This window comes from Nostoc sp. C117, from assembly GCF_043099735.1.
Lineage (GTDB): Bacteria > Cyanobacteriota > Cyanobacteriia > Cyanobacteriales > Nostocaceae > Nostoc.
Window position 1 is genome coordinate 211,297 of sequence record NZ_CP170991.1, and the last position, 13,811, is coordinate 225,107.

General features: G+C 42.3%; 11 protein-coding genes. 5 read left to right on the forward strand and 6 right to left on the reverse strand.

Features of this window, described 5'->3' with window-relative positions; all coding sequences use genetic code 11:
• Window positions 1-96: 96 nt before the first annotated feature.
• Window positions 97-2,016 (reverse strand): iron uptake porin, encoded by a 1,920-nt coding sequence (locus ACFG4S_RS02690; protein WP_392533337.1) that lies wholly within the window; start codon window positions 2,014-2,016, stop codon window positions 97-99.
• Between the two features lie 630 nt (window positions 2,017-2,646).
• Window positions 2,647-3,345, reverse strand: coding sequence for a Uma2 family endonuclease (locus ACFG4S_RS02695; protein ID WP_392533338.1), 699 nt, complete (start codon window positions 3,343-3,345; stop codon window positions 2,647-2,649).
• A 146-nt stretch (window positions 3,346-3,491) separates the two neighbouring features.
• On the opposite strand from ACFG4S_RS02695, the gene ACFG4S_RS02700 reads away from it, so the two are divergent.
• From ACFG4S_RS02700 to ACFG4S_RS02715, 4 genes are all read left to right on the forward strand, one after another.
• A complete protein-coding gene (locus ACFG4S_RS02700; protein ID WP_392533339.1) occupies window positions 3,492-5,078 on the forward strand; it encodes a CPBP family intramembrane glutamic endopeptidase in 1,587 nt (528 codons plus the stop codon).
• Window positions 5,079-5,807: 729 nt separating this feature from the next.
• The gene (locus ACFG4S_RS02705; protein WP_392533340.1) at window positions 5,808-6,083 is read left to right on the forward strand and encodes a TM2 domain-containing protein; all 276 of its coding nucleotides are present in this window, start codon (window positions 5,808-5,810) and stop codon (window positions 6,081-6,083) included.
• Window positions 6,084-6,868: 785 nt separating this feature from the next.
• Window positions 6,869-9,439, forward strand: coding sequence for a heavy metal translocating P-type ATPase (locus tag ACFG4S_RS02710; RefSeq protein ID WP_392533341.1), 2,571 nt, complete (start codon window positions 6,869-6,871; stop codon window positions 9,437-9,439).
• A gap of 291 nt (window positions 9,440-9,730) precedes the next feature.
• Window positions 9,731-10,228, forward strand: coding sequence for an FHA domain-containing protein (locus ACFG4S_RS02715; protein WP_392535887.1), 498 nt, complete (start codon window positions 9,731-9,733; stop codon window positions 10,226-10,228).
• An 89-nt stretch (window positions 10,229-10,317) separates the two neighbouring features.
• On the opposite strand, the gene ACFG4S_RS02720 is transcribed toward ACFG4S_RS02715, so the two are convergent.
• Window positions 10,318-10,665 (reverse strand): hypothetical protein, encoded by a 348-nt coding sequence (locus tag ACFG4S_RS02720; protein WP_392533342.1) that lies wholly within the window; start codon window positions 10,663-10,665, stop codon window positions 10,318-10,320.
• 329 nt (window positions 10,666-10,994) lie between these two features.
• Between ACFG4S_RS02720 and ACFG4S_RS02725 the strand changes: the two genes are divergently transcribed.
• Window positions 10,995-11,915: a TIGR01777 family oxidoreductase gene (locus ACFG4S_RS02725; RefSeq protein ID WP_392533343.1), complete on the forward strand. Its 921-nt coding sequence runs from the start codon at window positions 10,995-10,997 to the stop codon at window positions 11,913-11,915.
• Between the two features lie 268 nt (window positions 11,916-12,183).
• Here the strand turns inward: ACFG4S_RS02725 and ACFG4S_RS02730 are convergent, their stop codons facing one another.
• The 3 genes from ACFG4S_RS02730 to ACFG4S_RS02740 form a co-directional block, all read right to left on the reverse strand.
• Window positions 12,184-12,429: a hypothetical protein gene (locus ACFG4S_RS02730; RefSeq protein ID WP_392535888.1), complete on the reverse strand. Its 246-nt coding sequence runs from the start codon at window positions 12,427-12,429 to the stop codon at window positions 12,184-12,186.
• Window positions 12,430-12,689: 260 nt separating this feature from the next.
• Complete coding sequence (locus tag ACFG4S_RS02735) at window positions 12,690-13,112, reverse strand: tetratricopeptide repeat protein (RefSeq protein WP_392533344.1); 423 nt, start codon at window positions 13,110-13,112, stop codon at window positions 12,690-12,692.
• 116 nt (window positions 13,113-13,228) lie between these two features.
• On the reverse strand, window positions 13,229-13,585 hold the full coding sequence (locus ACFG4S_RS02740; RefSeq protein WP_392533345.1) for a HesB/IscA family protein: 357 nt from the start codon (window positions 13,583-13,585) through the stop codon (window positions 13,229-13,231).
• Window positions 13,586-13,811 lie beyond the last annotated feature (226 nt).

Here is a 13,811-nt window from a genome sequence, read left to right on the forward strand (position 1 = left end):
TCAAATCTGAAAGCTTTGATAAGAGAGGGCAAGGAGAAAAACTGTATTGCATAATAGCCGGAAGCGCTGTAATGCGATCGCTATTTGGAGGTATTGTTAAAACGTAAAAGTAGTCCGAAGTACACCTACAGTCGTAGTCTCATTGTTGCTGTTACCTTCTGGATTAAAGAGAATAAACGCACCAGGGGTAATGCTGATATTATCGCTAACTTGAAGGCGGTAATAGGCTTCTAAATGGTAAGGAGTTGCCCGATTCTCGCCTGTGGGGGTAAGTTGAGCAGAACCACCAGTATCACTACGGAAAAGCGGCTGACCAAAAAGAATCCCAGCAGTGTTTCCTGGCTTGAATAAATCTCTGAAGTGAATTCCCGCCATCCAACTTGTAAAGGTGGTGGAAGCATTCACGCTATTGGAAGCAGCATCAACAAATATTGCTGCACCGTAACCAGATAGGGCTATCTTGGGAGACAATCGCCATGTTACCGTACCCCCAACAGAGTTGAGTGTGACCGGTGTCCCTGCTCCAATCCCTGCTAAAGCACCGATATCACTACTAATTAATCCTGTAGCCAAAATATTGATTTCGTGATAACTGTGGGCATAGTTTAAACCAATATCCAGAGCGGGACTTGGCTTGAAGGTTAACTGTGTGGCAATAATACTACTACCACTAAATAAACCTGCTCCCAAAGGTGTAGTAGAAACTCCTGGTAGTGCCTCAGCCGCAGATTTTTCGGGTAAATTGGCATTTACGCTGCCGTATAAAGCTCTTAAATCCAAATTTGGCGAAATATTAAAAATAAATCCCGCCGCCGATGCTAAACCAGTACCCGAAGTTCCACCAGAAACTCGTAGCACAGGATTCAAGCCGGCAAAACGAGATATTGACTCTTGTCCTTCACCATAAAAAGGCGTAATTGCTGGGAAAGCATCTGATGTTTCCGCCGCAGTTCCTGCAAACAAGGTTAATTTATTAGCGACAGGAAAGATATACAGCAATTTGTAAAGCTGAACACTGTTTGCGCCAACACCCGACAAAGTATTGACATTTAACCCCGGAAATTGTGGCTCAAAACTGGTACGAGCGCTACTTGCACTTAAAAGCGGCGCAGCTAATCCTAAACTTTGTTGTAGGCTACCCTGTCCATCGGCTCCACCCAAAAAGTTATAAGCTTGCAATCCAGTAATTAATGAATCTTTACCAGTGAAGCTAGTGGTGAGATTTAACCGCACTCTATTGACTAGGATGATGTTCGAGTCGCTATTATTAGGAGCGCCACCGCTAGCACCAACACCAGCAATAATTACCTCACCATTAAGTTTGGTTGTAGTAGAAAACTGATTTGCTTCCAGTTCTGCTGTGCGAGCTTCTACAGCATCTACTCGACCCCGCAATGTTGCTAATTCCGCCGCAAATTGTTCTTGTAGTTTCTGCAACGTGGCTAAATCTTCTTTCTTGACCAAATCACCAGTTGCAGTCGCAATCAGTTCGTTGATTCGGTCTAAACAAGCATTTAAGCCAGCAGCAAATTCATAGCGAGTCATCGCCCGATTACCGCGATAGGTTTGATTGGGATAACCTGCGATACAACCATAGCGCTCGACTAAAGATTGGAGTGCCTGAAAAGCCCAATCAGTCGGCTGTACATCAGATAATTGGGATACAGATGTTACTTGTGCAAGTTTGTCTGAAGATGGAGATGAACTTGCAGATTGTGGTGTGATTAGCTGCTCAGACTTAACAGCATAATTTACTTCTAAATTTTGATTTTTTTGCTGTTGATTGACTGACGAGAATTTTTTTTGATTCTCATTAGCTATCAGCAATTTAGTCGATATATTATTTCCTAAGTTGCCTGGATGAAAATCATTTTTTTGATGGCTGCTATCATTTTGATTAACAGCTACGTTTTTATCTGCAATTTCTAAATTAGGAAGGGCTTGCACAGGTGACAACCCGGCAATTAAACATAAAAATCCCATCCCACTAGCAGAAGCTAGTAGATATTTTGCCATGAGAACTCCCAATACATATAATAGGGTAAAAATTAATTGCGATTTTGAAATTGATTGATAAGTAAATTTAAAGTATATTTAGCAAGAAAATCTTGTTAACCTGAAAATTTTGATATCAGGATTTTTTCTGAATTTACTTACCGAAAAATCAGTTTATCTCGCAAGTATTAAATTATAGTAAATACTATTTTTGGAAAGAATTAACAAATAATGATATTGATAGTTCTTATAATTACTATTGACAAAGAATAATTACAAAATTATGATTTTATGATAAAGAATATAGATATTGAGCCGAGATTCGAGGCGGGCGGCCGCATGATGTCAATAAGCAAAGTCTATTGATAGTAGACTTTTTAATGTCATTCACTCTTGCTTATTGCGAAATTTTTAGGCCTTGGCGTAGCCCAACCCAAGCATCGCTTTGGGGCTTCAAAAAGAATCAAACGCGAAAGGAAAGATTTTTTGGTTGGTTCTTAACCTTCGTTGCGATCGAGAGTAATATTTAGATGCCTTTGCCCTGTGGCAAAACCCAAACCAAGGTTCAACCTGGCAATCTGTCAAGAAAAAACTAAGTTTATCTCAATGAGCTATTAGTACTAGTTAATAAAGCGATCGCTCCCCACAAAATCAACTCAAAGAATCTGGATCTATCCCCAACCTTCGCAACTCCTGTGCCAGCCTTTGAGCGCGTTGTTCAGCAGTAGTAGCGCGTTGTTCGGCAGCGATCGCCACTTCTTCTGGTGTTGGATATCTAACTCCTTGTTGGTTATACCAATACAACCAATCCCGTATGATTCCCTGATAGGTTCCCCGTTCATAACCAATTGCTAAACCTATCTCTGATAACCAAACAGGATTTCCTGGCTGCAATACATATTCCCCATTTACTAAGCGATAAACTTCTAAAGGCGCTTTTCTACGGCGTTGAGGATTGTAAACAACATAATACAAAATCTCCATCTCAGCATAAAGTTTCTTTTTGCTAGTATATTCCCCCCGCCGTCTGTGAGAAACAACTTCCAACACCATAATTGGCATCACCTTTTCTTCCCACAACACATAACTTAAACGCAAATTTTCATCAAAAACTCGCTCGACTCCTAAACTTAAAAACCCATCGGGTACAATCGGCGGTAGTTCGGGATCGTAATATATCCCCATATCAACGCCAAAAAACCAATCGATTCGGCTTGTCCACAGCCAAGCTAAGATAGCTTCTAGCAGCCCAGGAATCAAATGTTGTAGTTGATTATCCACAGGTTCATCGTCAGAGTCAGGCAGATCCTCGGCGGAGGGTAAGCAGTGTAATGGGTTGTAATTTAACATGGTGGGTGTGATGTCTAAGACGAACTACGCCTACGCACATTCATACGCAAACTTATAATATTGATGATATCTATCCACCTCTGACTTTTTCTTGCGATAATTCCCAAGGGGGACGCGCTCCTCACTGGTTAGTAAAAGAGGCATAGATGACAATCAAACGGTTGATTTTAATTTTTATAATGACGCCAATAGCAGTTCTGTTGGCAGTTTCGTCTTTGTTCGGTAGTTGGCAAGAACCTCAGTTTCAAAGTCGCCTAGAACTCTACCAAACCAATATTGCTCTACAAGCCCAAGCTTGGCAATCAGAAGATAGCAGAGATGACAGGGATGACAGTCTCCAGGCAGTTCGGGAAGCGATACTTGGCGAGCAACCCCTAGAAAGCGCTACAAAGCAGTATCAGGAAGCGCGTCAATCTGTTCAAACTAATTTGGACAAAGTTAACAATAAACTTGCACAGTTGCGCTCTCAATCTGATATAGTTGCCACCCCTCCGAAACCTTTACCAGATGTTCCTTCTGCTACCAAAACTTCTCAACAAGCACAGCTAAAACAGTTACAGCAGTCCCTCAAAGAACAACAAAAATTACTAAGCGAATTAGATCTGCGCCTGGGGATTTTACAAGCGCAGCAAGGACAAACAGATATAGCCCTGAAAACGTGGAGTGAATTACAACAACGCTCAGATATCACTCCAGAATTTGGGCAAACTGCTGCTGTGTTGAGTGGACTCTGGAGTAATCCTCCCCGCCTACTACCAAATACTCAACAACCGATTCAAAAGAATTTAGAAGGTTGGTTTCGCTCTACAGCTTTAGTTAAGTTATACCAACTTCAGCAACGACAAGAAGCGCTATCAGCGGTTAAAGCTGCACAACAAGAAGCTTCTGCTCAAGCAGTAATCAAATTAGCTGTTATTGGTACTATTCCCACTTTAGCAGCGTTAATCGGTCTAATACTACTAATTTTCTTATTTGGTCAACGCTTACTCAAAGGAAAAGCCTCTTTATTAAGTCAAAATGGCGATTTACCTTGGTCAACACCTTGGGATATAGAAACGGTTTTACAGGTTTTTGTCGTCGGCTTTTTCTTTATGGGACAACTTTTTGTGCCCATACTGCTATCGCGGCTCCCAATCTCCCGTCCCGTCGATGATGTGCGACTTCAAGCTTTTTCTGTTTTAGTTAGTTACTTACTGGTAGCATCAGGTGCGTTATCGGTACTGTATTTCTCTATCAAAGACTTTTTTCCGTTACCAGAATTTTGGTTTCGCTTTCGTTTTCAAGATAACTGGTTTTTGTGGGGACTAGGGGGCTATTGCGCTGCTTTACCAATAGTTGTAGTAGTATCTTTAATTAATCAACAGCTGTGGCAAGGACAGGGTGGTAGTAATCCTTTGTTGCAACTAGCGCTGGAAAGTCGAGATAGCATAGCACTTGGCATATTTTTCTGCACAGCAGCGATCGCAGCTCCATTTTTTGAAGAACTTCTGTTTCGCGGCTTTTTACTACCCTCTCTAACTCGTTTTTTACCCGTGTGGGTATCAATTCTGGTTAGTAGTTTGTTATTTGCGATCGCTCACCTCAGCTTGTCGGAAATTCTTCCACTCACCGCATTGGGTATTGTCTTGGGAGTAGTTTACACGCGATCGCGCAATCTCCTCGCTCCTATGCTCCTCCACAGCCTCTGGAATAGTGGTACACTGTTAAGCCTGTTTATTCTTGGTAGTAATTAATACTGTTAAATACTGTTGCCAAAAATGGAAATATCTGATTTTATCTCCATAGGTAGCAATAAATTACTGGTTACAATTGGTTTTAAGCATAAATGCTACCTAAAAGCCAAATTTAATAATCCTGTTCATAGACAACAAACTATCTAAATTAAGCATTTATTCTCATCTGGGTGATTTTAGCCGTTTTCGAGATATTAACTGCTTCACTAAGCTATTTGTGTCTGTAATTAATTGGATTGCAAATTTTGTTTGCAGTGCTGTAAATAGTAGCTGATAACTAAAAATCGGTTACAATTATAACATCTCTAATACCCACAAAACCAATAATCCTTATTGCTGCTGCGATCGTAAAAAACTCCGGAAATAATACTGATGGACTTGTAAAAAGTGGTATGGTCTATCAGTTGTTACTGATTTATTGAGGTTCATTCTTCTTAAGATAAATCTCTTGCCTGAAAATCTGCAAAATTGCCGCACGAGAATTTGCGCTCAAATCAACCACAGCCCTCAACGAGCGGCAGATTTTTCGGCTATGTTGAAATACATTTGATGTTTCATATTTCCAGCGTACCCTGTAGAGCAGAAGCACGCTGATTTTGATTATTAATTTTTGAGGCTTACTTGTACTAAAAAAATTAAGAATCTATTTATTAAACAAATAAATTTACTGGTTTTTATTACAATAAAAACTTTATTTTTATACCTCACTTATTCAGGAGCAGCACTCATATGGCAAATCTCAATCCCAGTCACCCAAGAAAACAACTTTTAGCAGGTTATTGTGGCATTATTCTTGGAGCCTTTGGCGTTCATAAGTTTATTCTCGGATATGCTCCAGAAGGCTTTATCATGTTGGTGATTTCTGTAGTTGGGGGTTCTTTTACCTACGGCATTTCCTTATTGATTATGCAACTTGTAGGTTTAATTGAAGGCATGATCTACTTAAATAAGTCCCCTGAAGAATTTGTAAATACTTACTTTGCGAATAAGCAGGGTTGGTTCTAGAGTTATTAATGAGCGCTCAGGGACTTCCAACTAAAAAAATATCCCATCGTTTCGGCGAGCAGGGGAAACAGGGGAAGAATCTAACAATCATCTTCTCTCCCAAAATTGAATAATTTAATTTCTGGAAGTCCCTCAAGCCAAGGACTAAAATAATTCATAATTCGTAATTAAGTTTTGCAACCTGGATTTAGTAGACCCGCCACAAAACTTGCTCGTTTTTGAAGCAGGGGACTTAAACCCCCAGAATTGGTTAAAGTCCTCTCTACGAGACGCAACGCCAAGACTACGAACTAATTTATACATCTAAGTTGGTCTGGAAGTTCGGAGTGAGGACTTTAGTACTTAAAAAATCAAGGACTAAAGTCCTTACTACATACATATACAAGTATCAAAATTAATCAAAGAGAGTAATTAGGTTTATTTATCTATAGCAGCAGTTATACAACTTTTCTACATTAATTCTTATTGATATGGTGATTCTCAAACCTAAACAGCTTAGCTGGGCGATGTTTTTGTTGTTGGGTATAGGGTATTTCAGTGTTATGTCTCATCTGGAAATCAACTATTTATTGAAAAATCTAATAGTCCTGATGCCAATCCAGATTGCGGCTGTTATCTATGTAACTTATCTACGCTGGAACCGTCGTTGACGCTCAGTGCAGTACGATAAATTAATAAATTTAATATGGTTGACATTAAGTCATAGTTCCAGATTTCGCCTACGCTCGAATTAGAGACGCTTTTAGTCAGGCGTTGAATTCCCGTAGCGAACCTAAACACTTGCCATGCAACTTGTCCCCAAAACTAAGCTAGCCCCAGAATTTGCCCCAATTTTAGAGAAAATTATTCTAGATGTTGGGGGTATGAAGTGTGCTGGGTGTGTGAATGCAGTTGAGCGACAGCTAACCCAACATCCAGGAGTCAAAAGTGCCTGTGTGAACCTGGCGACAGAGGTAGCAGTTGTAGAGTCAGAAGCTGGTGCAGTAGATGCAGATGTACTAGCACAGCAATTAACAGCCGTTGGATTCCCAACTCAATCCCGCAAAGCTAGTGGTACAGTCGCAGGTGAGAAATCTACTTTACCAGACCCAGCAGAACGACAACGCCGAGAAATGCGCTCTTCACTGAGACAGTTGGCGATCGCTGCACTATTGCTGGTATTGTCGGGAAGTGGACATTTTGGTAATATTGGTAGCTCAATCTTACCGATATTGAATAACATCTGGTTCCACTGTGGATTGGCAACCATCGCTTTACTAATTCCCGGTCGCCCGATTTTCATCGATGGTTGGCTGGGTTGGCGGCGAAATGCACCTAACATGAACACCCTAGTGGGATTGGGAACCCTGACAGCCTACATTGCTAGTTTAGTAGCGCTGCTTTTTCCCCAAATGGGTTGGGAGTGCTTCTTTGACGAACCAGTAATGATGCTGGGCTTTATTCTCTTAGGAAGGACATTAGAGCAACAAGCGAGAGGTCGCGCCGCCGCGGCATTTAGACAATTGCTAGCACTCCAACCACAGATAGCTCGGTTAATTGCCAACCCAGAGAAAGCAGGAATCGGATCTGCTAGTGTAGAGATTCCCGCTGAACAGGTGCGAGTTGGGGAATGCTTACAGGTGTTGCCGGGTGATAAAATCCCCGTTGATGGTGAAGTGGTAGCTGGTCAAACAACGGTTGATGAGTCAATGTTGACTGGGGAAGCAGTCCCAGTGAGCAAGCAGGCGGGAGACATGGTAATAGGCGGAACACTCAATCAATCAGGAGCGATCGCCATTCAGGCAACCCGTATTGGAAGTGATACAACCTTAGCTCAAATTGTTACCCTCGTAGAAACTGCCCAAACCCGCAAAGCCCCGGTACAAAAATTAGCAGATACAGTAGCAGGTTACTTTACCTACGGGGTGCTAACGGCATCTGTATTAACATTTATTTTTTGGTACTTTTTTGGTACTCATATCTGGACTGATGTCACCATATCTGGTGGCATGGATATGATGAGCCACTCCCCACTCAGCACTCAGCACGGGCTAAACCTTAGCTATCCGCTAACACCACTCTTAGTTAGCTTAAAATTAGCGATCGCTGTAATGGTAGTAGCCTGTCCCTGTGCTTTAGGACTTGCCACACCAACAGCCATTCTTGTCGGTACAGGTATGGGCGCAGAACGCGGTCTATTAATCAAAGGTGGTGACGTTTTAGAAAAAGTACACCAACTAAACACCGTAGTTTTTGATAAAACCGGCACTTTGACCACAGGTAATCCCATCGTCAGCGATTGTCTATCAATTGAGGGACTGAGGAAGAAGCACGAAGGGAGCAGAGGAGCAGAGGAGCAGGAGAAGAATAACAATGCCCAATCCCTAATACAACTAGCTGCAGCCGTAGAAAGTGGTACTCACCATCCCCTAGCAAAAGCCATTCAGCAAGAAGCACAGCGCCAACAGTTATCTGTTCCAGAGGCTGTGGACTTTCATACGGAACCAGGACTGGGGGTGTCCGCCGTGGTAGAAGGCACTGTTGTACTGTTGGGTAACTGGGACTGGTTGAGTTGGCATGGAATTGCCATTAGCGAAACCGCACAACAGATAACAGAGGATTGGGCAACAAATGGTAAAACGGTGGTTTACGTCGCAGTTGGGGGAATTTTAGCTGGACTAATTGCTGTTTCTGATTCCCTCAGACCAGATGCCCGATTGACCGTAGACAAGCTACGTCAAATGGGCTTACGGGTAATGATGCTCAGTGGCGATCGCCAAGAAGCAGCCAACGCCATTGCCAAAGAACTAGGATTAGATAGCGATGACGTAATCGCAGGTGTTCCTCCAGCTAAAAAAGCGGCTGTAATACAGTCTCTTCAGTTACAAGGGACAAGGGGACAAGGGAGACAAGGGGACAAGGGGACAAAGAAAACTCCTCACTCCTCCCTCAGCACTCAGTACTCAGCACGGGCTAAACGCCCCGCTACCGCTAACAGCACTCAGCACTCAGTTGTCGCAATGGTAGGTGATGGCATCAACGATGCCCCAGCTTTATCCCAAGCAGATGTAGGAATTGCTTTACACTCAGGGACAGATGTAGCGATGGAAACCGCTGAAATTGTTTTGATGCGCGATCGCTTAAACGATGTCGTCGAATCTATTCAACTTAGTCGCGCCACATTCAACAAAATCCGCCAGAATCTATTCTGGGCTTTTGCATATAATACAGTTGGTATTCCTTTAGCAGCAGGTGTTTTGTTCCCTAGCCTTGGTTTTGTTCTGAACCCATCGGGTGCTGCTGCGTTAATGGCTTTTAGCTCTGTTAGCGTCGTCACAAACTCAATATTATTACGGCGGTTGGCTCATCACAGATAAAATGCTCTCTTATATGTAAGATTTGTATCTACAAATCTTCCATATTCTGATCTCAACTTAAATTGAGTCGGTCTTCAGGTTTCTGCCAAAGCTATTATACCTATTGGAGTACAACGTCCATCTTCTACTCTTTCAAGGTATTATGCAATTGTGAAATTCATCCCACTACTAAACTTTCCTGTGGAACGCTTCTTTACGAGACGCTACGCGAACGCAAACGGTATAGTGGGGTAATTGCCGAAATTAGTTAAAGCTTATTTAGATCGCCACCACAGACGATGGTGCGTGAAAATGGCAAAATACGATATTAAACAAATTTTGATTAATCAAAGTTCCAAGCATTTGTCAATGGCAGCAGAAATCAATGAAAACCATCTACTAATTATTGAAGACGATCAAGGTCGCAAAGAATTTTCTCTGGAGCAGCCCGTCTATTCTATTGGTAGAGACCGCGAATGTAATATCCGTTTGATGTCACAATTTGTCTCTCGTCGCCATGCCACATTAGTGAGATTGCCACGAGAGCATAATAGTCACAGCTACTATTACCGAATTGTAGATGGCGATGCCAAAGGAAAGCCTAGTTCCAACGGTTTGATGATTAATGGACGCAAGATACCAGCCCACGATCTAAAAAATGAAGACGAGATTGTTTTTGGTCCTCAAGTACGTGCTATTTATTACCTCTTAAGAAACACTCAGCGTTTAGGGCAAACTGATTCGAGTGAGTATGACATTACATTAATAAACCCCGGGATGACCGAGGATTTCGAGGATCTAGGAGACTGAATTACAACTCCTAAATTAGAAAGCCCACGAATAAAAGTCTCAGAATCCCACAGCTTAGAGTTGTGGGAGCATTAACATAAGCATCAAAGCTATCCTGCGAGACTTTCAATCAAATGCCAATGACGGCTACTTTCGATCGCCTGTTTGATAAGTTCAAACATTTGTCGGCAGTAATTATCTAATTGGAGTGGCAACTCTTCATTTTTAATCACAATACTCATCCGGGTTTCTGTTTCAGTACTTTTTGATTTATCAATCAGTATTTCCACTGTCACTAATTTAGAAAAAGAAACATTACCAGGAAACTCACGAGCGATAATGTAATCGCCCATATGGTATTGAATATCCAATTGACAGTCCTGTAGAAGTTCTACAAGTAACGGCAACAGATGGTCACTCGGAACAGAAACAATAAATGAACAGGTATAGCGAGCCATAATAGCCCCACGCCTTGCAACACTCCGTCCATCCTATAATACCGAAGCATCTAAACAGCAATTCATTAAAAAAGCAAAGTTTTTCATTTTTTAGCTCAACCAGTACAAGATATACAATCAGATCTGTGTTATGTTCTAACGCAGAAAACTAGTATATTTACCTGATGACAGTTGACAGTTGACTATGACCGATAGATAACCGTCAACCGCCAACGATTATAAAGAGTGTTTATATAATTTAGACCCATATCAGCTTACCCATAAGAAAAGTGCCCCAAGCTGAAAAATTGATAAAAAACTTTAAAATAAGGGTTTGGCGGAGGTAAAAAATGAAAGTAGCAATTACTGGGGCAACAGGATTTGTTGGTAGTCTTTTAGTCAAACGACTTCACCGGGAAGGTCATAGAATACTGGTGTTAACTCGAAACACTGGTTTTGCTCAAAAGGTTTTTCCATCTGGGGCTTTCCCAAATCTAGAAATTGTTGCCTATAAACCTACTACATCAGGTTCTTGGCAAAGTGCGATCGCACCTTGTGATGGTGTAGTTCATCTAGCAGGAGAACCCATTGGTGAGGGACGCTGGACAGCAGAACGTAAACAAGAAATCCTCAATAGTCGAAAGCTAGGCACACAAAAAATCGTTGAAGCAATAGTCAATGCTAACCCCAGACCAACAGTATTAGTGAATGCTTCGGCTATTGGCTACTACGGCACCAGTGAGACAGCTACTTTTGATGAAACAAGTTTATCTGGTAAGGATTTTCTCGCCCAAGTCTGTCAAGCCTGGGAAGCAGAAGCTATAAAAGTAAAAGATGCTGGTGTCCGGCTAGTAATTCTGCGTTTTGGCATTGCTTTAGGTAATGGTGGTGCCTTGGCCAAAATGATTCCGCCTTTCCAACTCTTCGCCGGTGGGCCTATTGGCAGTGGTCGCCAGTGGTTCTCTTGGATTCACGTAGACGACTTAGTTAACCTGATTCTGCAAGCTTTAATTAAACCCCAAATCGAAGGCGTATATAATGCCACTGCCCCTAATCCAGTCCGCATGGGAGATTTGAGTCAAACGTTGGGACAAGTAATGCATCGTCCTTCTTGGTTACCCGTCCCTAGTTTTGCCATCGAAGCCCTTTTAGGAGACGGGGCTATAGTAGTTTTAGAAGGTCAAAAAGTCTTACCCAAGCGCACCATCGAAACAGGCTTTGAGTATCGATATCCTAATTTACAATCAGCACTCACACAAATTCTTGCATAGAGTGGGGACTAGGGACACTTCTCTGCGAGAGGCTGCGCCAACGACAAGCTCAGTGCATCGCTGGGTACTGGGGAGTGGGGACACTTTTCTGCGAGAAATGTCCCTAGTCCCTAGTCCCTAATATCCTTACGACTATCAATACTTGTCGGTTAAGGGGAAAAGGGGAAAGGGAAAGGGGAAAGAAAAAACCTTTAACCTTTACCCTTTAACCTTTTCCCCAAACCCAATTCCGAGTTAAAAATGCACAAAGCGAGCAGTATTGTGACGACTATGGATTAGAGAGAAATTTTTTGGAAACCCAACTGATAATACCGCTGAGAATGGCACCACCCATAAGAATGCCAATTGCTGGGTTAAATAAAGGTTGCCACAATTTATGCCATAGATCCAAACCCAGGTTTACTCCAGCAGCATCACCCATCGCAGCGATCGCTAACCAGGCAAAACCAAACAAAACTAAAAAAACATCTGCGACTAAAACCACGTTTAGCCAATTTAACAATTTATCTTTCATGATCGGGATAGGGACTGGGGACACTTCTGTGCGAAAGGCTGCGCCAACGACAAGCTCAGTGCATCGCTGGGGACTGGGGACTGGGCATTGGGAGTCTCGGAGGGGTAGGGTGGTGGGCTGAAATTCTCTCTCCATCTCCCATACTTCGACTTTGCGGTAGTTGAATCTCGACTCACTTCGACGCCGCTCAGTGCAAGTCGCTCGATTTTTGCGTAGTCGAAACTCAGTACAAGTCTCCCCATCTCCCCAGTCCCCAATCCCTACTCCTCAAACAGCCATTTTTTGACTTTTATCAAACTTTGCCAATCTGGTTTTCTGCTTAAACCGTCTTCAATACTACTTTTTATTTCGTCTGCCCATTCTTCATTGACAAAAATTAACTGTTGTGCAAAGTCAATGTGTTCCCGCAAACCTTTTTGTCCTGTTTCCAGCATTGCTAAGGCAAGATTGACTCTAGCCTGGGGGTCTTGTGGATTTAACTTGACAGCTTTATTAGCAGCTTTGTAAGCCAAGTTGGCTTTGTCATTGAGTAGATATAACCACGCCAAACAAATCCAAGCAGCACTAGTTTTCGGGGCGCGATCGCACACTTCTTTAAACACAGGAATTAAAGAATCTACTGGTTCTCCAGCTTTATAACGTTCTAAACCTGTATCAAACAGGGATTCAACTGTTTGAGTCATACTAAATTAGTCATTAGTCATTGGTCATTAGTCACTTGTACTGAGCGTAGTCGAAGTATTGGTCATTAGTCATTGGTCATTTGCAAAAGACAAATGACAACTGACAGATGACAATATTACACCCCAAATGACTTGCCGCAACCGCAAGTTTGGCTAGCATTGGGGTTTGTAAATTGGAAGCCACCGCCAATCATTGCATCGCTATAATCGAGCATCAAGCCGTAGAGATACAATAGACTCTTGGGATCGCATACAATTTTGAAGCCGTCATAGTCGAAAACTTCATCCTGAGGAGCGATCTTGCTGGCGTCTTCAAAATCCATAATATAAGACATCCCAGAGCAGCCACCCTGACGTACTCCTACCCGTAAGCATAGGTCTGTGCCTTGCTTCTCCTGAAGGGATTTTACCTGGCGCAATGCGGCTTCACTCAACAGAATTCCGCGTTGTTGAGCCTGAGTTGCTTGTGTCATCTGCTTTTCAACTCCTTAATTAGTTTAAGGCTTACCCTGTGTAGGCTTATTATTGCCTCTGGATTCCCCTTGGTGTTTTTGTTTTCATTCTAACGGCTTAGATGTCGCTAAGTGCCAAATTGTAAACACTCCGTTAAAAGCGACCAAAGATTTTTATTCTAGAATTGAGAGACTCAATATATTTATCGATTCTGTATTTTTGGAGTTCAAGCCTTTTGGCAGCAAC